Genomic DNA, 24,529 nt, shown 5'->3' with positions numbered 1-24,529 from the left:
CCCGACGGACTGCGGCGCGCGTGCGCCCTGCGGTTCCCTTTGCGCTCGCACGGGGTCTGTGGCCCCGCGAAACCAAGGTGTAACGAAGTGATATCGATAGCACGAACCGCCCCCCCACGACATCCTGCCGCCTCCCGTGGCCTCCCGGCCCTGCTGCTCATGCTGCTGGCCTGGACCTTCGCGCTGCCGGCGCTGGCCGAGGACGGCTACGACCTGTGGCTGCGCTACAAGCCGCTGCCGGAGGCCCAGGCCAGGCAGTACCGGGAGCTCGGCGCCGAGCTGGTGGCCCCGGTGCAGACTCCGACCCAGCAGGCGGCGCGCGACGAACTGGTGCGTGGCCTTGGCGGCCTGCTGGGGCGTGAGCCGGCGCAGGCGGCGGCTGTACGCCGCAATGGCGCGCTGGTGGTCGGTACCCCCGCCTCGGTGCCGCAGCTGGCCTCGCTGCAGGGCGACCTCGAAGGCCTGGGCGAGGAGGGCTACCTGATCCGCGAGGCCCGCATCGACGGGCGCAAGGCCACCGTGGTCGCCGCCAACAGCGACGTCGGCGCGCTGTACGGCAGCTTCCACCTGCTGCGGCTGGTGCAGTCCGGAGAGCCGCTGGCCGGCGTGGACGTGCGCGAGTCGCCCAGGGTCAAGCTGCGCGTGCTCAACCACTGGGACAACCTGGACCGCTACGTAGAGCGTGGCTATGCCGGGGAATCGATCTGGGACTGGCACAGGCTGCCGGACTGGCTGGATCCGCGCTACACCGACTACGCCCGCGCCAATGCCTCGATCGGCATCAACGGCACCGTGCTCAACAACGTCAATACAAGCGCCCAGGCTTTGACACCGCTGTACCTGGAAAAGACGGCGGCGCTGGCCTCGGTGTTCCGCGCGTACGGCATCAAGGTCTACCTCAGTGCCCGCTTCAGCGCACCGATCGAGATCGGTGGCCTTGCGACCGCCGATCCGCTGGACCCGGCGGTGCGCCAGTGGTGGAAGGACAAGGCCGACGAGATCTACCGCACCATCCCTGATTTCGGCGGCTTCCTGGTCAAGGCCAATTCCGAGGGCCAGCCCGGTCCGCAGGACTACGGCCGCAACCACGCCGACGGCGCCAACATGCTGGCCGAGGCGCTGGCGCCGCACGGTGGCATCGTGATGTGGCGCGCTTTCGTGTACTCGCACGAGGAGCCGGACGACCGCGCCAAGCAGGCCTACACCGAGTTCGTCCCGCATGACGGCGTGTTCGCCGACAACGTGCTGGTGCAGGTCAAGAACGGCGCGATCGACTTCCAGCCGCGCGAGCCGTTCCACCCGCTGTTCGGCGCGATGCCGAGGACGCCGCTGATGATGGAGTTCCAGATCACCAAGGAGTACCTGGGTTTCGCCACCCACCTGGTGTACCTGGGCCCGATGTACGAGGAAGTGCTGCGCGCCGACACCCATGCGCGCGGTCCCGGCTCCACGGTGGCGAAGATCATCGACGGCTCGCTGGAAAGCCACGCGCTGACCGGCATGGCCGGCGTGGCCAACATCGGCGTGGACCGCAACTGGAGCGGCTCCCACTTCGACCAGGCCAACTGGTACGTGTACGGCCGCATGGCCTGGGATCCGCACGCCAGCGCCGAGGAGATCGCCCGCGACTGGGCGCGCATGACCTTCTCCACCGACCCGGCCGTGGTCGAGCCGGTGGTGTCGATGATGATGGGCTCGCACCAGGCGGTGGTCGACTACATGACTCCGCTGGGCCTGCACCACCTGATGGGCCGTGGCCACCATTACGGCCCGGGTCCGTGGGTCGAGGGCGGTCCGCGCGCGGACTGGACCTCGGTCTACTACCACCGCGCCGACGCGCGCGGCATCGGCTTCGACCGCAGCGCCACCGGCAGCAATGCCGTGGCCCAGTACGCGCCGCCGGTGGCGGAGCAGTTCGGCAGCATCGACACCGTGCCGGAAGACTTCCTGCTGTGGTTCCACCACGTGCCGTGGGACCACCGCATGGCCTCCGGCCGCAGCCTGTGGGACGAGCTGGTCAGCCGCTACGGCCGCGGCGTGGATTACGTGCGCGGCATGCGCCGCACCTGGTCCACGCTGGAAGGCAAGGTCGACCAGGAGCGCCACCACCAGGTCGCGGTGTTCCTCGGCATCCAGGAGAAGGAGGCGCAGTGGTGGCGCGATGCCAGCGTGGCCTACTTCCAGACCTTCTCCAGGCGTCCGCTGCCGGCCGGCGAAGCCGAGCCCCCGCATGACGTGGAGTACTACAAGTCCCTGCAGTTCCCGTTCGCACCCGGAGACGGCAAGTGAGCCAAACCAAGCTGATCCACCTCGCCGCGGCCCTCGGCCTGGCGCTTGCGCCGCTGGCACAGGCCCAGGACGCCACCGCAGCGGCCACGCCGCTGCTGCATTCGCTGTTCCAGGACCACGCCGTGCTCCAGCGCGACCAGCCGCTGAAGGTCTGGGGCCGCGCCGAGCCGGGCGCGCAGGTGAAGGTCGAGATCGCCGGCAAGCGCGCTCGCGTGCGCGCCGGCGACGACGGCCAGTGGGAGGCGAGCCTGCCGGCGCTCAAGGCCGGTGGTCCCTACACCCTGGTCGCGCAGGCCGGCGACGCCACCCAGCGCGTGTCCGACGTGATGGTCGGCGACGTGTGGCTGTGCTCGGGCCAGTCGAACATGGAGCTGCAGGTGTGGCGATCGCTGGACGCGCGCGCGGAGCTGGCCGGCGCCGGCAACGACCGCATCCGCCTGCTGACCGTGCCGCAGGTGGCCCAGGTCGAGCCGCAGCGCGAGTTCACCCAGCCGGTGGCGTGGAAGCCGGTCGATACCGAATCGGTCCGTGACTTCTCCGCGGCCTGCTACTTCTTCGCCCGCGAGCTGCAGAAGACCGTCGACGTGCCCATGGGCCTGGTCAACGCCTCCTGGGGTGGCGCGAAGATCCAGCCCTGGATCAGCGCCGAAGGGCTGAAGGCGCTGTCCTGGTACGACGGCGAGCTGGCCGTGCTGGATACCTATGGCAAGGACGAGCTGGCCGGCCTCGGCCGGTGGGGCGCGTTCTGGCAGGCCTGGTGGAGCCGCGAGGCCGGCAGCGAGGCCGCCGACCAGCCCTGGACGGGCGCGGGCGACGGCTGGAAGCAGGCGCCGGCGCAGCTGGGCGCCTGGGAGCAGTGGGGCGTGCCGGCCCTGGCCGACTACAACGGCATGGTCTGGTACCGCACCACGGTCAGCCTCGACGAGGCACAGGCCGCGCAGGAGGCCGTGCTCGAGCTGGGTCCGGCCGACGAGGTCGACATGACCTGGGTCAATGGCCAGGCCGTGGGCAGCACCTATGGCGCCGGCGGCGGCCGCGAGTACCGCCTGCCGCCCGGCCTGCTGAAGGCGGGCACGAACACCGTGGTGGTGAACGTGCTGGATACCTACCGCGAGGGCGGCCTGTCCGGCCCGGCCTCGATCCATGCCGTGCGCCTGGCCGATGGCACCCGGCTGCAGCTGGATGCGCGCTGGAGCTACCGCATCGCGCCGGGCGGCATCGCCGAGCCGCCGCGCGCGCCGTGGCAGAGTGCTGCCGGCATGACCACCCTGTACAACGGCATGATCGCCCCGCTCGTCGGGCATGGCTTCAAGGGCGCGCTGTGGTACCAGGGCGAGTCCAACACCGGCGAGCCGGAGCGTTATGCCGACCTGCTGCGCGCCCTGCGCAGCGACTGGCGCCGCCAGTTCGGCAAGGAGCTGGGCTTCCTGGTGGTGCAGCTGGCCAACTACGGCCCGGCCCCGACCCGTCCCACCGAAAGCGGCTGGGCCGGCGTACGCGAGGCCCAGCGCGTGGTGGCGGCCGAGGACGCACGCTCCGGCCTGGCCGTGGCGATCGACATCGGCGACCGCTACGACATCCATCCGGCCAACAAGCAGCAGGTCGGCAAGCGCCTGGCGCAGGCCGCGCGCCAGGCGGTGTACGGCGAGCGCATCGCCCCGTCCGGCCCGGTGCCGCGCGCGGCCGCGCGTGATGGCGATGCCGTCGTGGTCGAGTTCGGCGACGTCGGCGGCGAACTGGTGGCGTACAGCGCCGGGTCCCCGATCGGATTCGAGCTGTGCGGCGCCGATGCCGGCAGCTGCCAGTACGCGCGTGCCGAGATCCGCGGCAACCGCGTGGCCCTGCAGGCGTCCAACGCCGCGCAGGCCACGCGCATCCGCTATTGCTGGGCCGACAGCCCGGTTTGCACCCTGTACGACGCCGACGGCATGCCCGCCGGTCCGTTCGAATTCCCCGTTGCCCCGCAGGCGAAGTGACGAGAAGCACGATGAGCAGCCAGATCCCCACCGAAACCACCCCCCACGGCTCGAAGAATGACCGCGAGATCGTCGATGCCAAGGTCATCGTCACCTGCCCGGGCCGCAACTTCGTCACTCTGAAGATCACCACCCGCTCGGGCGTGTACGGCCTGGGCGATGCCACCCTCAACGGCCGCGAGCTGGCCGTGGCCTCGTACCTGCAGGACCACGTGGTGCCGAACCTGATCGGCCGCGACGCCGGGCGGATCGAGGACATGTGGCAGTTCCTGTACCGCGGTGCGTACTGGCGCCGTGGCCCGGTCACGATGAGCGCGATCGCCGCGGTCGACGTGGCCCTGTGGGACATCCTCGGCAAGATGGCCGGCATGCCGGTCTACCAGCTGCTGGGCGGCCGCTCGCGCGAAGGCGCGCTGGTCTACGGCCACGCCAACGGCCGCGACATCGCCGAGGCCTCCGATGCGGTGGGCCGCTTCATCGAGCAGGGCTTCCTCGCGGTCCGCGCGCAGTGCGGCGTGCCGGGCATCAAGAAGGCCTACGGTGTCTCCAATGCCAAGGGCTATGAACCGGCCGAGAGCGAGCTGCCGCTGGAGACCACCTGGAACACCCCGCGCTACCTGGACGTGGTGCCGAAGCTGTTCGAGCAGCTGCGCGCCGACCACGGCCCGGACGTGGAGCTGCTGCACGACGTGCACCACCGCCTCAGCCCGATCGAGGCCGCGCGCCTGGCCAAGTCGCTCGAGCCCTACCGCCTGTTCTGGCTGGAGGACGCGACCCCCGCCGAGAACCAGAAGTCGTTCGAGCTGATCCGCAAGCACTCGGTCACCGCGCTGGCGGTGGGCGAGGTGTTCAACTCGATCTGGGACTGCAAGCACCTGATCGAGAACCAGCTGGTCGACTACATCCGCACCACCATCGTCCATGGCGGCGGCATCACCCACCTGCGCCGGCTGGCCGACTTCGCCGCCCTGCACCAGGTGCGCACCGGCTTCCATGGCGCCACCGACCTGTCGCCGGTGACCATGGGCGCGGCGCTGCACTTCGACACCTGGGTGCCGAACTTCGGCATCCAGGAATACATGTTCCATACCGACGAGACCGACGCGGTGTTCCCGCACGACTACGTGCTGCGCAACGGCCGCCTGCACGTCGGCGACACCCCGGGCATCGGCGTGGACATCGACGAGGATCTGGCCGCGAAATACCCGTACTCGCCCAAGCAGTTGCCGATCGCGCGCCTGGAAGACGGCTCGATGTGGGACTGGTAAACCAAACGCATAGACACGGAGCAACAATGAACAAGCGCAGCGCCCGCCGCCCACGTCGCGGCACCTCCCTCCGCCTGCTCGCCGTCGCCGCGGCCGCGCTGGCGCTGGCCGCCTGCGGCGGCAAGCCCGCCGGCGAGGAATCGGCCCGGGCCACGGCCGGTACCGACGCGGCCCCGGTGCATTTCGACTGGTTCGAGTACACCGGCCGCGACGCCGCGTTCGAGGCTCCGCTGCCGGAGGGCCACTACCGCAACCCGGTGCTGGCCGGCTTCCATTCCGATCCCAGCGTCACCGCCGCCAACGGCAAGTTCTACCTGGTGGCCTCGACCTTCTCGTTCTTCCCCGGCATCCCCGTGTTCGAGAGCGAGGACCTGGTGCACTGGAAGCAGGTCGGCAACGCGATCCACCGCCCGGGCCAGCTGGACTTCGACGGCCTCGGCATGTCGCGTGGCGTGTTCGCCCCGGCGATCGAGTTCCACGACGGCACGTTCTACGTGGTCAACACCTCGGTCGACGCCGGTGGCAACTTCTTCGTCACCGCCAAGGATCCGGCCGGCCCGTGGTCGGACCCGGTGTGGCTGCCGACCATCGGCGGCATCGATCCGTCGCTGTTCTTCGATGACGACGGCAAGGTCTACATCCTCAACAACGACGAGCCGGAAGTGCCGGTGCGCTACGACGGCCACCGCGCGATCTGGCTGCAGGAGATCGACATCGCCAACGGCAAGCCGTTCGGTCCGCGCAAGGTGCTGATCGACGGCGGCGTGAAGCCGGAGGAGAACCCGATCTGGATCGAAGGCCCGCACATCTACAAGGTCGATGGCTGGTACTACCTGTGCGACGCCGAGGGCGGCACCGGTCCGCAGCACTCGCAGGTGATCCTGCGCAGCCGCGATGTCTGGGGCCCGTACGAGCCCTATGCCGACAACCCGATCCTGACCCAGCGCGACCTCGATCCCAACCGCGAGCTGCCGATCACCAACGCCGGCCATGCCGACCTGGTGCAGGGTCCGGACGGCAGCTGGTGGGCGACCTTCCTGGCCAGCCGCAACTACGGCGTGGACCACTACAACACCGGCCGCGAGGCGTTCCTGCTGCCGGTGACCTGGAAGGACGGCTGGCCGGTGATCCTGCCGCACGGGGAGAAGATCCCCTATGCGCTGCCGGGCCCGTCCTTCATGAAGAAGCCGGTCGACCAGGCGCCGATGACCGGCAACTTCACCTGGCGCGACGAGTTCGACACGGTCGAGCTGGGCAAGGGCTGGATGACCCCGCGCGTGCCGAAGACCGAGTGGTACGACGGCAGCTCGCGCCCGGGCTGGCTGGCGATCAGGCCGCTGCCCGAGCGCCTGGACGCCAAGACCAACATGGCCTTCTACGCGCGCCGCCAGCAGCACCTGGTGTTCGAGGCCAGCACCGCGATGGAGCTGCCGGCCCCCGGCGTGGCCGCGGGCCTGGCCGCGTTCCAGGGCGACGACCACTGGTACTTCCTGGGCGTGCGCCGTGGCGGCGACCAGGGCGTGGAAGTGTTCCTGGAGAAGAAGGCCGGTGGCGAGGTCGAGGTCGTGGCCAGCCAGCCGGCGAAGGAGGTCGAGCTGCTGACCCTGCACATCAAGGGCAACGAGGGCAGCTACGGCTTCGGTTTCGACGCCGGCGACGGCCAGGGCGTCACCTGGCTGGTAGAGGACGCCGACGGCACCATCCTCAGCACCGACGTGGCGGGCGGCTTCATCGGCGCCACCCTCGGCCCGCACGCGCGGATCGAGAAGCGCTGAAGCCGGCACACCGCACCACCCAATCCCGAAAACGAGAGAGGAGCGAGTCATGCACGCCAACAACGGAACCGTCCGCCATGCCCCCGCCAGCGCGAGGGTGCACGGCCTCCGCCGGCGCATGCTCGCCCGCGGCTGCGCGCTGGCACTGCTGGTCGCGCTGCCCGCGGTCCACGCCCAGGCCGACGATGCGCGGCCGTGGCTGGACACCTCGCTCAGCTTCGAGGAGCGCGCCGCGGCCCTGGTGTCGCGGATGACGCTGGAGGAGAAGGCGGCGCAGATGCAGAACGATTCGCCGGCGATCGAGCGCCTCGGCCTGCCGGCCTACGACTGGTGGAACGAGGCGCTGCACGGCGTCGCCCGCGCCGGTGGCGCCACCGTGTTCCCGCAGGCGATCGGCATGGCCGCCAGCTTCGACGTGCCGCTGATGGACCAGGTGTCGGCGGCGATCAGCGACGAGGCCCGCGCCAAGCACCACGACTTCCTGCGCAAGGGGGAACACGGCCGCTACCAGGGCCTGACCTTCTGGTCGCCGAACATCAACATCTTCCGCGACCCGCGCTGGGGCCGCGGCCAGGAGACCTACGGCGAGGATCCGTTCCTGACCACGCGCATGGGCGTGTCCTTCGTGCGTGGCCTGCAGGGCATGGACCCCCAGACCGGACAGCCGCTTGATCCGAAGTACCGCAAGCTCGACGCCACCGCCAAGCACTTCGCCGTGCACAGCGGTCCGGAAGCCGACCGCCACACCTTCGACGTGCATCCGTCGAAGCAGGACCTGTACGACACCTACCTGCCGGCGTTCGAGAGCCTGGTGAAGGAAGCCGACGTCTACGCGGTGATGGGCGCCTACAACCGCGTCTACGGCGAGTCGGCCAGCGGCAGCAAGTTCCTGCTGCTGGATACGCTGCGTCGCGACTGGGGCTTCGATGGCTACGTGATGTCCGACTGCTGGGCGATCGTGGACATCTGGAAGAACCACAAGATCGTGGAGACCCCGGAGGAAGCCGCCGCGCTGGCGGTCAAGAACGGCACCGAGCTCAACTGCGGCAGCACCTACGCCGACCACCTGCCGGTGGCGGTGAAGAAGGGCCTGATCAGCGAGGCCGAGCTCGACGATGCGCTGACCCGGCTGTTCGTGGCGCGCATGGAACTGGGCATGTTCGACCCGCCGGAGCAGGTGCGCTGGGCCCAGGTGCCGTACTCGGTGAACCAGTCCGCCGAACACGACGCGCTGGCGCGGAAGATGGCCCAGGAATCGCTGGTACTGCTGAAGAACGACGGCGTGCTTCCGCTGTCGAAGGACATCCGCCGCCTGGCCGTGGTCGGCCCCACCGCCGACGACACCATGGCCCTGCTGGGCAACTACTACGGCACCCCGGCCGATCCGGTGACCATCCTGCGCGGCATCCGCGAGGCGGCGCCGGGCGTCGACGTGGTGTACGCGCGTGGCGTCGACCTGGTTGAGGGTCGCGACGACCCGGCCGCCACCCCACTGATCGAGCCGCAGTACCTGCGTCCGGAGGCCGGTTCCACCGAGCGTGGCCTGCGCGGCGAGTACTTCCGCAACAAGGACCTGTCCGGCACCCCGGTGCTGGTGCGCGTGGACCAGCAGATCGCCTTCCGCTGGGACCGCGGCTCGCCCACCGACAACCTGATGGCGCGTGGCGAGGCCGGTCCGGACAACGCCGTGCCCAACGACGGCTTCAGCATCCGCTGGACCGGCCAGCTGCTTCCGCCGGTGAGCGGCCGCTACCGCATCGAGGCCGCGGCCAACGATGGCATGCGCCTGTACGTGGACGGCAAGCTGGTGCTCGACCACTGGGAGGACGCCGAGCGCCTGCGCGCCGACAGCGTCAGCCTGGACCTCGAGGCCGGCCGTGCCTACGACATCCGCCTGGACTACTACGAGAACGAGCGCGATGCGGCCGTGCGCCTGGCCTGGGACCGTCCCGGCGCCAAGCCGCCGTTCGAGACCGCGCTCGAGGCCGCCAACAGCGCAGACGCGGTGGTGTTCGTCGGCGGCCTGACCGGCGACGTCGAAGGCGAGGAAATGAAGGTCGACTACCCCGGTTTCGCCGGCGGTGATCGCACCGACATCCGCCTGCCGGCCACCCAGCAGAAGCTGCTGGAGGCCGTGCATGCCACCGGCAAGCCGGTGGTCATGGTGCTGACCACCGGCTCAGCGCTGGGCATCGACTGGGCCAGGCGGAACGTGCCGGGCATCCTCGTGGCGTGGTACCCGGGCCAGCGCGGCGGCACCGCCGTGGGCGAGGCCCTGTTCGGCGACTACAACCCGGGTGGCCGCCTGCCGGTGACCTTCTACAGCGCCGACGAGAAGCTGCCGCCGTTCGACGACTACGCGATGAAGGAGCGCACCTACCGCTACTTCACCGGGCAGCCGCTGTTCCCGTTCGGCCATGGCCTGTCCTACACCAGCTTCGGCTATTCCGGCCTGAAGCTGGACCGCAAGCGGGCCGGCGCCGGTGACGAGGTCACCGTCAGCGTCACCGTGAAGAACCAGGGCAAGCGTGCCGGCGACGAGGTGGTGCAGCTGTACCTGGCGCCGGTGAAGCCGCAGCGCGAGCGCGCGCTGAAGGAACTGCGCGGCTTCCAGCGCGTGCACCTGCAGCCGGGCGAATCGCGCACCGTCACCTTCAGCATCGTCCCCGAGCGTGACCTGCGCGTGTACGACGAGGCCGCCGGCCGCTACACCGTCGATCCGGGCCGCTACGAAGTGCAGGTCGGCGCCTCCAGCGCTGACATCCGTGCCAGCGTACCGCTGGAGGTCGCCACGCGCTGACCGTCTTGTGCCCGCCGCCTTCTCTCTCCGCTGGCGTCGGGCACGGGGCGGCGGGACCGGTGCGACCTCCCAGGACACCGGTCCCGCCAGTCCCATTCCTTTCCGCGCGCGGCCATGCCCGCGCGGGCCTTATTCCCCCACCGGCAAGCAGATGAGTTCCACCGAAACCCCACGCCTTTCCCCCGCCACGTTGGGCCGGATCCCGGCCAATGTCGCGACTCCGGCCTACGACCGCGCGGCCACCCGCATCGGCATCGTCCATCTCGGCCCGGGCGCGTTCCACCGCGCGCACCAGGCGGTGTACCTGGACGACCTACTGGCGCTGGATCCGGCATGGGCGATCAGTGCTGTCTCGCTGCACAGCCCCGGCGTGCGCGATGCGCTGGCGCCGCAGTGCGGCCTGTACACGCTGCTGTTGCTGGGCGAGCAGCCCCGGCTGCGGGTGGTCGGCTCGATCCGCGAAGTGCTGTGCGCGCCGCAGCAGCGCGAGGCGGTGGCCGCGCGCCTGGCCGATGCCGACGTGCGCCTGGTGACCCTGACCATCACCGAGAAGGGCTACTGCCTGTCGGCCGATGGCGTGGACGCCAGCCATCCGGATATCGCCCACGACCTGGTCCACCCACGCCAGCCGGTCAGCGCGATCGGCTGGCTGGTCGAGGGCCTGCGCCTGCGCCGCGAGCGCGGGCTGGCGGCCTACACCGTGCTCAGCTGCGACAACCTGGCCGACAACGGCGGCCGCCTGCGTCGCGCGGTGCTGGACTACGCCGGCCGCATCGATCCGGAGCTGGCGGCCTGGATCGAACGCGAGGTCGGCTTCCCGCGCTCGATGGTCGACAGCATCACCCCCGCGACCGACGACGGCGTGCGCGCCCGGGTGCAGTCCGCGCTGGGCGTGGCCGATGCCTGGCCGGTGCAGCGCGAGCCCTACACCCAGTGGGTGGTGGAGGACGATTTCCGCAACGGCCGCCCGCCGCTGGAGCGCGCCGGCGTGGTCATGAGCGGCGACATCGCCGGCTACGACCGCGCCAAGCTGCGCCTGCTCAACGCCCCGCATTCGGCGCTGGCCTACCTGGGCTCGCTGATGGAGCTGGAAAGCGTGGCCGATGCCATGCGCGATCCGGTGCTGGCCGGCTTCGTCGAGCGCCTGATGCGGCAGGACATCGTGCCCTCGCTGCAGGTGCCGGAGGGCTTCGATCCGGGCGCCTATGTCGGCGCCATCCTCGAGCGCTTCCGCAATCCCGCCATCCGCCACCTGCTGGCGCAGATCGCCTGGGACGGTTCGCAGAAGATCCCGGTGCGCCTGCTCGGCACCATCGCCGACGCCCTGGCCGCGGGCAGGGCGGTCACCCGCCTGTGCCTGCCGGTGGCCGGCTGGCTGCAGTTCGTGCGCCGCCAGGCCGGACGTGGCGTGGCCATCACCGATCCGCTGGCGACCGGGCTGGCGCGTATCGGCGCGGCCTGCAGCGGCGATGCAGCCCAGGACGTGAACGCGTTCCTCGCACTGGACGGCGTGTTCGGTACGCTGGCCGGCGACGCGCGCTTCGTCGCGGCGCTGCGCGATGCCTACGCCGCGCTCGAACCGGCCACGCCCGACCACCTGCGCCAAGTACTTGCCGCGGCCTGACCGGCCCGTTTCCCCAACCGTCGAACAGTGGAGTGACCATGACCGCCAGCCTCACCCGCCACGCCACCTCCGACGGCCCGCGCTGGGCACTGGATGGCCATTACCTGCCCGCGGGCTTCAGCCTTTCCGCCTGGCTGGCGCTGCCGGCCGCCGCCGCGCAGGCGGCGCTCGACGGCGCGGCCACCGGCGAGCCGGCCAATGGCCCGCTGCTGGCCCCGATCGAGGACGTGCAGGAAGCCTGGGCCAGCGGCGTGACCTACCTCAGCAGCCGCATGGCGCGCGAGGCCGAGTCGCAGAGCGCCGACGTGTACCAGAAGGTCTACGGCGCCGCGCGCCCGGAGCTGTTCTTCAAGGCCGCCGGCTGGCGCACCGTGGGCCACGGCCAGCCGATCCGCGTGCGCGCCGACAGCCACTGGAACGTGCCCGAGCCCGAGCTGGTGCTGCTGGTCGACACCAGCGGCGCGATCCGCGGCTACAGCGTCGGCAACGACGTGTCCTCGCGCAGCATCGAGGGCGAGAACCCGCTGTACCTGCCGCAGGCCAAGGTCTATGACGGCTCCTGCGCGATCGGCCCGGCGATCCGCCTGTGCCCGGCCGCGGCGATGACGGATCTCCCGATCGGCCTGCGTATCCTGCGTGGTGGCGAGGAGGCCTTCGCCGGCCAGACCCGCACCTCGCAGATCAAGCGTGGCCTGGACGAGCTGGCCGGTTACCTGGTCCGCGAGCTGTCCTTCCCCTTCGGCGCCTTCCTGTTTACCGGCACCGGCATCGTGCCGGACGAGACTTTCACCCTGCAGTCCGGCGATGTCGTGCGCATCGAGATCGACGGCCTGGTCCTGGAGAACCCCGTGCAATGAGCAAGAACCTGCAACCCATCCTCATCGACGGCCGCTGGGTCGAGTCGACCTCGCCGGCCGGCAGCTTCCGCGCGTACAACCCTTCGCAGAAGCTGGAAGTGGACAGCCACGACTATCCGGTTTCCGGCTGGGAAGACCTAGACGCCATGCTCGAGGCCGGCAAGCGCGCAGCGGTCGAGCTGGCGCGCCTGCCGGGCGAGCGCATCGCCCAGTTCCTCGAGGCCTTCGCCGACGGCATCGAGGCCCGCGCCGAGGCCCTGATCGAATCCGCGCACCGCGAGACCGGCCTGCCGGTCGAACCGCGCCTGCGCAAGGCCGAGCTGCCGCGCACCACCGGCCAGCTGCGCCAGGCCGCGCAGGCCGCGCGTGATGGCAGCTGGGCGCGCCCGACCATCGACACCGCCAACAACCTGCGCTCCATGCATGGTCCGCTGGGTGGCCCGGTGGTGGTGTTCGGTCCCAACAACTTCCCGTTCGCCTTTAACGGCGTGTCCGGTGGCGACTTCGCCGCGGCCATTGCCGCGGGCAACCCGGTGATCGCCAAGGCGCATCCTGCGCATCCGCATACCTCGCTGCTGCTGGCCCAGGCCGCGGTCGAGGCGGTGCAGGCCAGCGGCGTGCCATCGGGCACGGTGCAGATGTTCTTCCACACCTCCAACGAGCTGGGCCTGCGCCTGGTCACCGACCATCGCACCGCGGCGATCGCCTTCACCGGCAGCCGTCCGGCCGGCATGGCGATCAAGGCCGCGGCCGATGCCGCAGGCAAGCCCGCCTACCTGGAGATGTCCTCGGTCAATCCGGTGTTCGTGCTGGCCGGCGCGCTGCGCGAGCGCGGCGCGGCCATCGCCGCGGAACTGGCCGGTTCCTGCGCCATGGGCGCCGGCCAGTTCTGCACCCGCCCGGGCGTGACCGTGCTGCCGCCGGGCGAGCACACCGACGCCTTCGTGCAGGAGATGCAGCGCCTGACCGCGGCCACCCCCGCCGGCGTGCTGCTGACCCCGCGTGCGCCCGAATCGGTGGGCGAAGCAGTGGCCTCGCTGCGCGCGGCTGGTGCCGAGCTGCTGGCCGGCGGCGGCGTCGCCGATGATGCGGCCGGCTACGCCTTCCAGCCGACCCTGCTGTGGGTGTCCGGCAAGCGCTTCCTGGAAGCCCCGCGCGAGCTGCAGAACGAGGCCTTCGGCCAGGTCTGCCTGCTGGTGCTGGCCGACTCGGACGAGCAGGTGCTGCAGGTCGCACATGCGCTGGAGGGCAACCTCACCGGCACCATCTACAGCGATACCGCCGGTTCGGACGATCCGCAGTACGACCTGGTCGCCCCGGTGCTGCGCAACCGCGTCGGCCGCCTGATCAACGACCGCATGCCCACCGGCGTTGCGGTGTCGCCGGCGCAGAACCACGGCGGTCCGTATCCGGCCACCGGGCATCCGGCGTTCACCGCGGTCGGCATCCCGGCCTCGCTGCTGCGCTTCAGCGCGCTGCACAGCTACGACAACGTGCGCTCGCACCGCCTGCCGATGGCGCTGCGCGATGCCAATCCCACCGGCTCCCTGTGGCGCCTGGTGGATGGCAAGTGGACCACCGCCGACGCATGAGGTGAACGATGCAGGCTGACGCCCTCGACGCGATCCTCGGCGACGGAACCGCCCTGGCGGCAACCCGTACCTCCGGCGAGGGTCCGCCCGGGCGCCTGCCGATCGACGACGCGACCCTGCGCCAGGCGCCCAGCGGCCACCTGTTCGGCATGACCCAGAATGCCGGCATGGGCTGGCGCGCCAGCGAGATCGCGCGCGATCCGTACCTGATCGTCAGCACCCAGGGCGGACTGCGCGCCGGGGACGGCCAGCCGGTCGCACTCGGCCTGCATACCGGCCACTGGGAGATCGACCGCCTGGTGCGCGCCGCCGCGGAAACGTTCGCCGGCCACGGCGGCCTGCCGTTCTCGGTGATGTGCTCGGATCCGTGCGATGGCCGCACCCAGGGCACGACCGGCATGTTCGACAGCCTGCCGTACCGCAACGACGCGGCGATGACCATGCGCCGCCTGGTGCGCTCGTTGCCAACGCGTCGCGGCGTGTTGGGCATCGCCACCTGCGACAAGGGCCTGCCGGCGATGATGCTGGCCCTGGCCGGCTGCGGCGACCTGCCCGGCGTGATCGTGCCCGGCGGCGTGACCCTGCCGGCGCGCGGCGCCGAGGACACGGCCAAGGTGCAGACCATCGGCGCGCGTTACGCGCATGGGCTGATCGACCTCGAGCACGCGGCGGCGATGGGCTGCCGCGCCTGCGGCTCGCCGGGCGGCGGCTGCCAGTTCCTCGGTACCGCCGCGACTTCGCAGGTGATCGCCGAGGCCCTGGGTATTGCCCTGCCGCACAGTGCGCTCGCTCCGTCCGGCGAACCGGTGTGGCTGGACATGGCTCGGCGCTCGGCGCTGGCGCTGATGCGGCTGGCGCAGGCCGGCACTCCGCTGTCGGCGATCCTCACCCGCAAGGCGGTGGAGAACGCGCTGGTCGTGCATGCCGCCTTCGGCGGGTCCACCAACCTGCTGCTGCACGTGCCGGCAATCGCGCGTGCCGCCGGGCTCACCGCGCCGACGGTGGCCGACTGGACCGCGGCCAACCGCGCCACGCCGCGCCTGGTCGACGCGCTGCCCAACGGCCCGCGCCACCATCCCACGGTTCAGGTGTTCATGGCCGGCGGCGTGCCGGAGGTGATGCTGCACCTGCGCGACATGGGACTGCTGCACCTGGACATCCCCACGGTCAGCGGCCGCACGGTCGGCGAGAACCTGGAATGGTGGGAGCACAGCCAGGCACGCCGCATCGCGCGGCAGCGGCTGCGCGAGCTCGATGGCGTCGATCCCGGCAACGTGATCATGGGTCCGGACGCGGCCCGTGCCGCCGGGTTGACGTCTGCACTGGTGTTCCCGGTCGGCAACCTCGCGCCCGACGGTTCGGTGATCAAGGCCACCTCGATCGATCCTTCGGTGGTCGACGCGGACAACGTCTACCGCCATACCGGCAGGGCGCGGGTGTTCGCCAGCGAGCACGAGGCCATCGCCGCGATCAAGGCCAAGGGCGAGGGCGCGGTGGTGGCCGGTGACGTCGTGGTGCTGGCTGGCTGCGGCCCGGCGGGCACCGGCATGGAGGAGACCTACCAGCTCACCTCCGCGCTCAAGTACCTGCCCTGGGGCAAGCACGTGCCGGTGCTGACCGATGCGCGTTTCTCCGGCGTTTCCACCGGCGCCTGCATCGGCCATGTCGGGCCGGAGGCGCTGGCCGGCGGACCGATCGGCCGGCTGCGCGATGGCGACCTGGTGCGGATCGTAATCGATCGCAACACGCTGCAGGGGAGCATCGACTTCATCGGCACCGACGAGGCGAACCCGTTGTCGCCGGAGGAAGCGGCAGCGGTGCTGGCATCGCGGCCGGTGCATCCGGCCATCGCCCCGCATCCGAAGCTGCCGGCCGACACCCGGCTGTGGGCTGCGCTGCAGGAAGCCAGCGGCGGCACCTGGGGCGGCTGCGTCTACGACGTGGACGCCATCGTCGAGACCCTGCGCGCCGGCCGCGCGGCCCTGGCGCAGCGTCGCGCGGCGGGAGGGGACTGACGCCGCGCGGCAAGGACTGCACGACCGCCTGATCGCGCCGGCCCTGGCCGGACGTCGCACCACCTCACTCCCGGGAGTCGCTGGATGCTCACGTTCCTCATCATTGCCGCGGCGATCGCGCTGCAGATCTTCCTCACCGCGCGCAAGCTGAGTCCGTTCCTGTCGCTGCTGGTGGTGGCGATCCCGATGGGCCTGGCCCTGGGCATCGCGCCGCAGGACCTGGTGAAGACCATCGACACCGGCGTGGGCAGCACGCTCGCGGGCCTGGCGCTGGTGATCGTGCTCGGCGCGATCCTGGGCAAGGTGCTGGAGGAGAGCGGCGCAGCGGAGAAGATCGCAACCACCCTGATCGGCGCCTTTGGCGAGCGCAACATCCAGTGGGCGCTGCTGCTGACCGGCTTCCTGGTCGGCATCCCGCTGTACTTCAATGCCGGCTTCATCATCCTGGTGCCGCTGATCTTCTCGCTGGCCCGTCGCACCGGCCTGCCGATCCTGCTGCTCGCCATTCCCACCGTGGCTTCGCTCAGCACCACACACTGCTTCCTGCCGCCGCATCCGGGGCCGGTGGTGCTGGTGAATGCATTCGGCGCGGACATGGGCCGCACCCTGCTGTACGGCATCGTGATGGCCGCGCCGGCGGTGGTGATCGCCGGACCCTGGCTGTCGCGACGGCTGAAGTCGATCAATCCGCCGCTGCCGGACCTGTTCAATGGGCCGGAGGACGGCGCGAAGGGCGAACCGCCGGGAGCGCTGTGCTCGTTCCTGATCGCGCTGTCGCCGGTGTTGCTGATCAGCATCTCGGTGATCGCCGATGGGCTGTTGCCGGAAGGCCTGGCGCGTACCGCGCTGCTGTTCCTCGGCAACCCGACCGTCGCCCTGCTGCTGTCGACCCTGCTGGCCTTCTGGTGCCTCGGTCACCGCCGCGGCGTCGGCCTGGAGACGCAGACGCGCTGGCTCAATGCCGCGATCGGCGGCATCGCCGTGATCCTGCTGATCATCACCGCCGGCGGCGTGTTCAAGCAGGTGCTGGTGGACAGTGGGGTGGGTGCGACCATCGCCGCCCTGGCCGGACAGTGGCAGATGCCGCCGCTGCTGTTCGCCTGGCTGGCAACCGCGTTGCTGCGGGTGATGATCGGTTCCTCCACCGTGGCGGTGATCACCGCCGCCGGCGTGGTCGGTCCGCTGGTCGAGACCACCGGCGTATCGCCGGAACTGATGGTGCTGTCCGTGGGCGCCGGCAGCGTGTTCGGTTCCCACGTCAACGACTCGGCCTTCTGGATGTTCAAGGAGTTCTTCAACCTGTCCATGGCGCAGACCTTCCGCTCCTGGACGGTGATGGAATCCACCATCTCCGTGGTCGGCCTGGCCGGCGTGCTACTGCTGGACCTGGTGGTCTGAGTCGCCTCACGGCCGCTGATGGTTCCAGCGGTCCGGCAAGGCAATGCAGTCGTCCTTGCACGTGCAGTGGGCCCCGCGCGGACTGCCACCATCGCGGGGGCGGGAGGGCGCGCGCTCGTCCGGCAGGCTCAGGCCTCGGCGGCGGCGGGTTCGGCGTCCTCGATCGGCGCGAACCAGTGTGGCGGCAGCATCGCCGGATGGGCGTCGATGTCGTGCCCGGCCAGCAGCGCGTCCAGGCCATGGTCTCCGATATCCGGGAAGGCATCGCGGGCCAGGGCCAGCACCTCGGCCGCCAGCTGGCGCATGCCCCCCACCCAGCGTGCGGTGCGGGCGACGTAGGTATCGTCGTCCAGCTCGTCGGTCAGTGCGCCATTCATCTCCCGGCACCACTGGACCTCGTACTGGTCGTAGGCGCGGGACTGGGCGAGGTCCGGCGTGCTGTCGCGCGTGCCCCACTCGCGCATCAGGTGCTGCATGGCCAGGTTCAGCGCGCGCCCTTCCGCGAAGTGGGGCCTGAGCCGCGAGAGAATGGGCAGGTCGGCCTGGCGGCGGCTGAAGAACAGCGGCGCCAGCAGCGCCCAGTAGAAGGCGTAGTCCCACAGCACCTTGACCGGCATCACCTGCGGGTGGCCGAAGATCGGGTACTGGTCCTGGTAGAGGGTCAGCGTGTTCTCGTAGAAGGAGAAGTACAGCTGCTGGTAGAGCTCGGCGTAGGGGCCGATGCGCTTGCCGGCACGGTCCAGTTCCACCAGTTCGCACACGTAGGTGTTGCTGATGGCGATGAAGTCGCTGCCCGGCGAATAGAACGGGTCCAGGAACAGTCCGGCCTCGCCGGTCAGCGCCCAGCGATGTTCGGAATAGACCTGCCTGCAGCCATAGGAGAAGTGGCGCAGGAACAGGAAGTCCTGCAGGGCGAATCCGGGCTTGTCCAGCGCCGCGTGCACGCGCGGCTGGTGCTGGCGCAACCATTCCATGGCCTTGGCGTGGGTGTTCATCGTCTCCAGCGGGTGCATCTTCGCGTCGCAGACGATGCCCAGCGAATGCGAGCCGGAGGCCAGCGGGATCAGCCAGAACCAGTAGCCCGGACCGCACATGTGGTTGGTCGAATTGACCCGGCGTGCCGGCTGGAAGCGCTGGCGCCACCACGGGTCGTCCGACCACTGGTCCAGGTCGGTCTGGCCATCGATCCGCCACCACACCGCGTTGGCGTCGTGGTCGTTGGGCTGGGCCAGGTCGAGCTTGCGCTTGATCAGGCCGGCACGGCCCGAGGCATCGACCACGAAGCGCGCCGCGAGCGTATGTGATTGCCCGCCGTGGTCGAACTTCACCAGGTGCGGCGCATCGGATTCCGACAGCTCCAGGGTGCGCACCACGGCCTGGTCGAGGAACTCGACGCCGGCCTCGCGCACCCTGTCGCCAAGGAAGTTCTCGAATCGGCCGCGATCCAGCTGCCAGGACGGCGTGGGCAACAGGTGGCTGACGCCCATCTCGCTGCAGTCCTCGACCCGGTGCTGGCCCTCGCTGAAGAAGTAGCGCAGGCCGTACTTGCGCAGCTGTTCGGTTTCCAGGTGCTCGCGCAGGCCAAGCACGTCGGCGAAGTAGTGCGCGCCGATCTCGACCGTGGATTCGCCGACCTTGTGTGCCGCCTCGCGCACCGGATGCGCGCGCCGCTCGACCACGGTGATGGCCAGGCCGGGATTGCGCTGGCGCAACTGCAGGGCAAGCGTGAGGCCGGCAAGGCCTCCCCCCAGGATCACCACGTCCCTGTGCCGCGGACCGTCGCCGCCCGGATCCTGCCCTTCTGTGTGCATGGTGCAGCTCCTGCGCGCCCGCGGCGCCGTTGTCCGCACTATGCGGCCTCGGCGGAGCCTGCGGCAATCCAGCGGCCAGGCGCGCCGGCACGATGGATCATTCCATCGGCAGCATGGCTTCACGTGCCGCTAACGCTCCGTCATCGCGGCTCGCACCGGCGAGGTTGGCCAGCAGACGCGACAGGGTGATGACGTCCTGGCGGTTGTGCGCCAGCACGCGCCGCAGCAGTCCGCTACCGCCGCCGCGGATGTAGCCGAGCCAGGCGGCCGGTGCTTCCGATCCGGGCAGGTCGTCCTCGCGCACGATCTTCAGCACGTGGCGTTCGATCGTGGCCAGGCGGCAGTTTTCGTACACGCCGCGGTAGCTGCGGCGGGTGGGGAACAGCAGGTCGACATGGCGCAGGCCGGCCAGCGGAGTGGCGCGGCGTGCCAGGCGGTAGCGGGTGGTGAGCAGCGGGGCGTCGTAGCACTTGCCGTTGTAGCTGCACAGGATGCTGCGTGGCTGCAGCCAGCCGGCGAAGACGTCGAGCATCGCCGCTTCGGCGCCCATGCTGGCCAGGGTCAGCTGGCGGATGCGCAACTGGTCGCCGCACCAGTCGGCCGCGCCGATCATGAAGGCGCGGGTGCCGGTGCCGCCGGCCAGGCCGGTGGTCTCCGTGTCGAAGAACAGCACGTCGCCGGTGGGGATGGGTTCGCCGCGGTCGAACGTGCCATCCAGCAGCTCGGGCACATCCGGTGCCGGCAGGAGCTCCTCCACCAGGAACAGGCCCCTGGCGATCTCGGTGCCGGGCAGGCTGCGGTCGCCGCCGACCGGCGCCGCCAGCGGACGCGCACGCACCCGCAGCAGCCGGCGCAGCTGGTCGAGGTCGGTCGCCGCTGGGGCGGCAGGCGACGCCGCGCGCTGTGGCGTGCTGGCGCCGGCCTGGCGCTTGAGCTGCTGCAGCTTGGCCAGGGTCAGGCTCATGCCGCCTCCAGCGCGCCGAGCACGCGCAGCGCCAGCGCCTTGGGCGTGGTCTCCTCGTCCTCCTGCGCGGCCAGCACCGGGCCGACGCAGGCCGGGCAGCCGGCACGGCAGTCGCAGCGTTCGACCAGTTCGCGTGCGCGCACCACCAGTTCGCGCTGGCGCTTCCACAGCGGCTCGCTCTGGCCCATGCCGCCGGGGTAGTTGTCGTAGAGGTAGACGGTGGGCACGAAGCTGTCGTGGCGGTCGGGATCGACCATGCTGCCGTCCAGTGCACGCAGCTGGCCGCGGCCGTCGCCGCTGGCGAACCAGGCGCCGTCGCCGCTGCCGACCGCCTTCTGCAGGTCGGCCGATTCGGCCATCACCGCGACCTTGGCGACCACGTGCAGGGCGTAGCCGGCGCCGAGGAAGCCGTCCAGCGCGTCCTGGCGGCTGGCGAAGCGCGCCTCCAGCTCGGCCTGCGGCAGCTGCCACCACAGCGCCGAGGTGTGCAGCTCCTGGTCCGGCAGGTTCACCGGGCCGTAGCCGATGTTCTCGTGGGTGTAGTAGCGGATCTTCTTGTAGCCGGACACGCGCCTGACCACGTGCACCTCGCCATGGTGGCAGGTGCCGGCGCCCGCGATCACGCCGTCGAAGCGCTCCAGTACCTTGAGCTTCGTGTAGTCGATCGCGTCGGTGTAGTAGTCGACGTGGGTGCGGGTGACGTAGGCCTTGCGCCCTTCCCAGTCCAGCCGCTCGACCTGGTACGGGACGGACTGGACCATGTGGATCGCGCCTTCGTACAGCATCAGTGGCGCGGAGCTGAAGTCGACCTCGGCGATGATCACCTGGCGCCCATCGGTGCGGTCGACCACCACGAAGTTGCCGTCGGCCACCGAGCGCAGGCTGACCGCGTTGGCCGGGTAGCTGTCGGCGATCCACTCCCAGCGCCCGCCGTCCGGATGTACCACGCCATCCTCGGCCAGCAGCTGCAGGTAGACCTCCGGCTCCACGTTGCCGAAGCGCTCGCCCTGCAGGAACGGCAGCTCGAACGCGGCGCAGCGGATGTGGTCGAGCAGGATCACCGGCTGGTCCGGGGCGATGCGCGCATGCTCCGGCGGTGCGGCGGAAAAGAATTCCGGGTGGCGCACCATGTACTGGTCCAGCGGATCGGAGCTGGCGACCATCACGCCAAGCGAGGCCTGCTGGCGGCGGCCGGCGCGGCCGAAGCGCTGCCAGGTGGCGGCCACCGAGCCGGGGTAGCCGTTGAGCACCACCAGGTCCAGACTGCCGATGTCCACGCCCAGCTCCAGCGCCGAGGTGGAGACGATGCAGTCGATGCGGCCGGCGCGCATGGCCTGCTCGGCCTCACGCCGCTCGGTGGGCAGGTAGCCGCCGCGGTAGGCGCGCACCCGCGCCGGCTTGCGCGGGTCGCTGTCGAACACGTCCTTCAGGTACTTGGTCAGCACCTCGACCATGGTCCGCGACTGCGCGAACACCAGGGTCTTGAGGCCGGCCTTGAGCGCGGCGCGTGCGATGCGATTGGACTGCGAGCGCGCCGAGGCGCGCAGGCCCAGGTCCGGGTTCACCACCGGCGGGTTCCACAGCAGCACGTGGCGGTCGCCGCTGGGCGCGCCGGACTCGGTGATCGCGCGTACCTCGTCCTCCAGCAGGGCCTCGGCGTGGTCCCTGGGGTTGCCGATGGTGGCCGAGCACAGGATGAACTGCGGCTTCGAGCCGTAGAACGCGCACACCCGCTTCAGCCGCCGCAGGACGTTGGCCAGGTGCGAACCGAACACGCCGCGGTAGGTATGGATCTCGTCGATCACCACGTACTCCAGGCCCTCGAAGAACTGCGCCCACTTGGTGTGGTGCGGCAGGATCCCCTGGTGGAGCATGTCGGGATTGGAAACCACGATGTCGCCATTGAGGCGGATCGCCTGGCGCTGGTCGCCCGGCGTGTCGCCGTCGAAGGTGGCCGGCTTGAGGCCGAGGTCGCCGGCGCGGTTGAGCTCCAGCAGTTCGGCCACCTGGTCCTGCGACAGGGCCTTGGTCGGGAACAGGTACAGCGCCTTGGCCTTGCGCGTCATGACCGCGCTGACCACCGGCAGGGTGTAGCACAGCGACTTGCCCGAGGCGGTGGGCGTGGCCAGCACCACGTTGCCGCCGGCGGTCACCGCATCCCAGGCCTCGGCCTGGTGCGCGTAGAGCTGCTCGACGCCACGCGCGCGCAGGGCAGCGGCCAGGCGTGGCGGCAGGTCCTGCGGCAGGGGTGCATAGCGTCCCTCGCGACCGGGCTGGACGAAGTGGCCGGTGACCCGCCCCTGGTACTTGCCGGCCAGGCGCAGGGCGAAGCTGGCGCCGTCGGGCCCCGGGACGGGCAGGGCGGGGCGGTCGAACGCGGTCAGGGGGGCGAGTGCGGACATGGCGGCTCCATCGTGGAGCGCGGTTTGTACGGGTTCCCGGTCTCAGGATGTGCGACGCAGCGCCTGGCCACCTGTCTGCTTCAGGCTGGCGGACGCGAGCGCACCGCGGCACCATCGGCCGCAGGCGGAACGGGAAGGGGGGATGCATGCGCATGCCGACGCGCGCGCTGGGATTGCTGGTCCTGGCCTGTGGCGGCGCCCAGGCGGAGACCTGGCGTTGCTTCAACGACCTGGAGGTGTCCTGCTCGGGCGACAGCTGCGGCGCCACCGGGGAAGGCGGATTTACTCCGATGGACCTGGCTTTCGCCAGCGACGGCGGCCTGTCCCTGTGCGCCTACAGCGGATGTTGGGACGGCAGCGGCGAGGTGCTGGCGGTCTCGCCCTTCCTGGTGATCGCCGCGCGCCAGCTGCCCTGGTCGGATCCGCATGGCGGTCCGGACCGGGAACGCGACGTGCTGGTCGCCTTCGATCATTCCGACCAGGTGGCCGTGGTCAAGGCGGGCGGATGGACGCATCCCTTCCGCTGCCAGCCGGGCCGGACAGGCGACGACGCCTGGGCGCTCGCCGCCGCCGCGGATGGCGTTACCGGCCCTGCGGCACCTTGAGGACCGCATCGAGCGCGGGCTTGGGCTGGCGCGCGCGGTCGAACAGCAGTGGATAGTTGGTGCGGTCGGGGATCGGATAGCCGTTCTTCCACGACATGTCGTCGGCCACGCCCCACACCGATACCCGCGAGAGCTTGTCGCGCTTGCGGTGGAACAGCGCGAACAGCTCGGCGTAGCGCGCGGCGAGTTGCTGCTGCACCTCGCCGGGCAGGCCGTCGCGGTACGGATCGAGGAAGCGCGTGAACTCCGGCAGCTGGAACTGCGGATGCAGCATGCCCTGGCCGATGATCTGGCCTTCCTTCGTCAGCGGCAGCACGTCCACGTCCAGCTCGGTGACCATCACCTCGACCCCGGCGGCGTGGTAGGCGTCGATCGCCGCCTCGATATCGGCCAGCGCGGGATAGTTGAGGCCCCAGTGGCCCTGGATGCCGACCCCGTCGATGCGGATGCCGCTGGCCTTGAGCATCCCGACCATGCGCACGATGCCGGCGACCTTCTCCGGGCGCCAGGCATTGAAGTCGTTGTAGTAAAGCGCCGTACCCGGCGCGGCCTCGGCGGCGAAGCGGAAGGCGTCGCGCATCAGCGCATCACCGTCCCCGCCGTAGGCGCGCACCCAGGTGGTGTCACGGTACTGGCCATCCTCGCCGATCTGCTCGTTGACCACGTCCCAGGCCTGCACCTTGCCGGCATAGCGCCCGGCCACGGTGTGGATGTACTGGCGCAGGCGCTCGCGCATCACCTCGGTTCCAGCCGGCTTGCCGCCGGCGTCCTCGAAGAACCAGGCCGGGGTCTGGTTGTGCCAGACCAGGGTGTGGCCGACCAGGAACATGCCGTGCTTCCTGCCGAACTCGACGAAGGCATCGGCGCGTTCGAAGTCCCACTTGCCGGGTTCGGGATGGAGGACCTCGACCTTCATCGAGTTCTCCAGGGTGATCGCGTTGAAGTGCCGCACCGCCAGCGCCTGCTGCGCCGCGTCCTCGCCAGTGACGATGGCGTCGTTGACCGCGGTTCCCAGCAGGAAGTCGTCGCGGTAGGCGTCCTTGAGCGTCTTCGGGGCGGCGAGCGCGCTGCCGCAGGCCAGGGCCAGCGCGGCGAGCAGGGCGGTGCGGGGACGGATCATGGGCGACCTCCGGGATCTATGCGTGGGCTTGCG

General features: G+C 70.5%; 15 protein-coding genes. 11 read left to right on the top strand and 4 right to left on the bottom strand.

The genetic code is table 11. From position 1 onward, the window contains the following. The first annotated feature begins 159 nt into the window (after positions 1-159). The 10 genes from PSESU_RS14620 to PSESU_RS14575 all read left to right on the top strand — a co-directional run bounded on the left by PSESU_RS14620 (position 160) and on the right by PSESU_RS14575 (position 17,594). Positions 160-2,289, top strand: coding sequence for an alpha-glucuronidase family glycosyl hydrolase (locus tag PSESU_RS14620; RefSeq protein ID WP_013536576.1), 2,130 nt, complete (start codon positions 160-162; stop codon positions 2,287-2,289). Next, positions 2,286-4,265, top strand: coding sequence for a sialate O-acetylesterase (locus PSESU_RS14615; RefSeq protein ID WP_013536575.1), 1,980 nt, complete (start codon positions 2,286-2,288; stop codon positions 4,263-4,265). Before PSESU_RS14620 ends, PSESU_RS14615 begins: the two co-directional genes overlap by 4 nt. Positions 4,266-4,276: 11 nt before the next feature. Beyond that, a complete protein-coding gene (gene manD, locus PSESU_RS14610; RefSeq protein WP_013536574.1) occupies positions 4,277-5,533 on the top strand; it encodes a D-mannonate dehydratase ManD in 1,257 nt (418 codons plus the stop codon). A 98-nt stretch (positions 5,534-5,631) separates the two neighbouring features. Further along, positions 5,632-7,308, top strand: a complete 1,677-nt coding sequence (locus PSESU_RS14605; protein ID WP_049782474.1) for a glycoside hydrolase family 43 protein — start codon at positions 5,632-5,634, stop codon at positions 7,306-7,308. A 118-nt stretch (positions 7,309-7,426) separates the two neighbouring features. Further along, positions 7,427-10,108: a glycoside hydrolase family 3 protein gene (locus PSESU_RS14600; protein WP_049782471.1), complete on the top strand. Its 2,682-nt coding sequence runs from the start codon at positions 7,427-7,429 to the stop codon at positions 10,106-10,108. Positions 10,109-10,259: 151 nt separating this feature from the next. Beyond that, positions 10,260-11,732 carry a mannitol dehydrogenase family protein gene (locus PSESU_RS14595; protein WP_013536571.1) on the top strand — a complete coding sequence of 491 codons (1,473 nt, stop codon included), beginning with the start codon at positions 10,260-10,262 and terminating at the stop codon, positions 11,730-11,732. Between the two features lie 38 nt (positions 11,733-11,770). Then, positions 11,771-12,589, top strand: coding sequence for a fumarylacetoacetate hydrolase family protein (locus PSESU_RS14590; RefSeq protein ID WP_013536570.1), 819 nt, complete (start codon positions 11,771-11,773; stop codon positions 12,587-12,589). Further along, on the top strand, positions 12,586-14,181 hold the full coding sequence (locus PSESU_RS14585) for an aldehyde dehydrogenase (NADP(+)) (RefSeq protein ID WP_013536569.1): 1,596 nt from the start codon (positions 12,586-12,588) through the stop codon (positions 14,179-14,181). The genes PSESU_RS14590 and PSESU_RS14585 overlap by 4 nt, the downstream gene beginning before the upstream one ends. Positions 14,182-14,189: 8 nt before the next feature. Continuing rightward, positions 14,190-16,196 (top strand): YjhG/YagF family D-xylonate dehydratase, encoded by a 2,007-nt coding sequence (locus tag PSESU_RS14580; RefSeq protein WP_013536568.1) that lies wholly within the window; start codon positions 14,190-14,192, stop codon positions 16,194-16,196. A gap of 84 nt (positions 16,197-16,280) precedes the next feature. Beyond that, complete coding sequence (locus PSESU_RS14575; protein ID WP_013536567.1) at positions 16,281-17,594, top strand: gluconate:H+ symporter; 1,314 nt, start codon at positions 16,281-16,283, stop codon at positions 17,592-17,594. A gap of 128 nt (positions 17,595-17,722) precedes the next feature. Here the strand turns inward: PSESU_RS14575 and PSESU_RS14570 are convergent, their stop codons facing one another. The 3 genes from PSESU_RS14570 to PSESU_RS14560 form a co-directional block, all read right to left on the bottom strand. Beyond that, positions 17,723-19,405 carry an NAD(P)/FAD-dependent oxidoreductase gene (locus tag PSESU_RS14570; RefSeq protein WP_013536566.1) on the bottom strand — a complete coding sequence of 561 codons (1,683 nt, stop codon included), beginning with the start codon at positions 19,403-19,405 and terminating at the stop codon, positions 17,723-17,725. 97 nt (positions 19,406-19,502) lie between these two features. After that, the gene (locus PSESU_RS14565) at positions 19,503-20,369 is read right to left on the bottom strand and encodes a ribonuclease H-like domain-containing protein (RefSeq protein ID WP_013536565.1); all 867 of its coding nucleotides are present in this window, start codon (positions 20,367-20,369) and stop codon (positions 19,503-19,505) included. Next, the gene (locus PSESU_RS14560) at positions 20,366-22,771 is read right to left on the bottom strand and encodes a DEAD/DEAH box helicase (protein WP_013536564.1); all 2,406 of its coding nucleotides are present in this window, start codon (positions 22,769-22,771) and stop codon (positions 20,366-20,368) included. The genes PSESU_RS14565 and PSESU_RS14560 overlap by 4 nt, the downstream gene beginning before the upstream one ends. Before the next feature lie 146 nt (positions 22,772-22,917). Between PSESU_RS14560 and PSESU_RS14555 the strand changes: the two genes are divergently transcribed. After that, positions 22,918-23,376, top strand: coding sequence for a hypothetical protein (locus PSESU_RS14555; protein ID WP_013536563.1), 459 nt, complete (start codon positions 22,918-22,920; stop codon positions 23,374-23,376). Here the strand turns inward: PSESU_RS14555 and PSESU_RS14550 are convergent. Beyond that, positions 23,354-24,496 (bottom strand): endo-1,4-beta-xylanase, encoded by a 1,143-nt coding sequence (locus PSESU_RS14550; protein ID WP_013536562.1) that lies wholly within the window; start codon positions 24,494-24,496, stop codon positions 23,354-23,356. The two genes, PSESU_RS14555 and PSESU_RS14550, sit on opposite strands and share 23 nt — an antisense overlap. Positions 24,497-24,529: the final 33 nt, after the last annotated feature.

Source organism: Pseudoxanthomonas suwonensis 11-1 (assembly GCF_000185965.1).
Classification (GTDB): Bacteria; Pseudomonadota; Gammaproteobacteria; order Xanthomonadales; family Xanthomonadaceae; genus Pseudoxanthomonas; species Pseudoxanthomonas suwonensis_A.
This window is presented reverse-complemented; position numbering and strand designations above follow the sequence as displayed.

What these genes read in the sequence shown, in the direction of transcription:
- PSESU_RS14620 (WP_013536576.1), top strand. Translation starts at nt 160, where the DNA reads ATGCTGCTGGCCTGGACCTTCGCGCTGCCGGCGCTGGCCGAGGACGGC.
- manD (WP_013536574.1), top strand. Translation starts at nt 4,277, where the DNA reads ATGAGCAGCCAGATCCCCACCGAAACCACCCCCCACGGCTCGAAGAAT.
- PSESU_RS14600 (WP_049782471.1), top strand. Translation starts at nt 7,427, where the DNA reads ATGCTCGCCCGCGGCTGCGCGCTGGCACTGCTGGTCGCGCTGCCCGCG.
- PSESU_RS14595 (WP_013536571.1), top strand. Translation starts at nt 10,260, where the DNA reads ATGAGTTCCACCGAAACCCCACGCCTTTCCCCCGCCACGTTGGGCCGG.
- PSESU_RS14590 (WP_013536570.1), top strand. Translation starts at nt 11,771, where the DNA reads ATGACCGCCAGCCTCACCCGCCACGCCACCTCCGACGGCCCGCGCTGG.
- PSESU_RS14585 (WP_013536569.1), top strand. Translation starts at nt 12,586, where the DNA reads ATGAGCAAGAACCTGCAACCCATCCTCATCGACGGCCGCTGGGTCGAG.
- PSESU_RS14580 (WP_013536568.1), top strand. Translation starts at nt 14,190, where the DNA reads ATGCAGGCTGACGCCCTCGACGCGATCCTCGGCGACGGAACCGCCCTG.
- PSESU_RS14575 (WP_013536567.1), top strand. Translation starts at nt 16,281, where the DNA reads ATGCTCACGTTCCTCATCATTGCCGCGGCGATCGCGCTGCAGATCTTC.
- PSESU_RS14570 (WP_013536566.1), bottom strand. Translation starts at nt 19,405, where the DNA reads ATGCACACAGAAGGGCAGGATCCGGGCGGCGACGGTCCGCGGCACAGG.
- PSESU_RS14565 (WP_013536565.1), bottom strand. Translation starts at nt 20,369, where the DNA reads ATGAGCCTGACCCTGGCCAAGCTGCAGCAGCTCAAGCGCCAGGCCGGC.
- PSESU_RS14560 (WP_013536564.1), bottom strand. Translation starts at nt 22,771, where the DNA reads ATGTCCGCACTCGCCCCCCTGACCGCGTTCGACCGCCCCGCCCTGCCC.
- PSESU_RS14555 (WP_013536563.1), top strand. Translation starts at nt 22,918, where the DNA reads ATGCGCATGCCGACGCGCGCGCTGGGATTGCTGGTCCTGGCCTGTGGC.
- PSESU_RS14550 (WP_013536562.1), bottom strand. Translation starts at nt 24,496, where the DNA reads ATGATCCGTCCCCGCACCGCCCTGCTCGCCGCGCTGGCCCTGGCCTGC.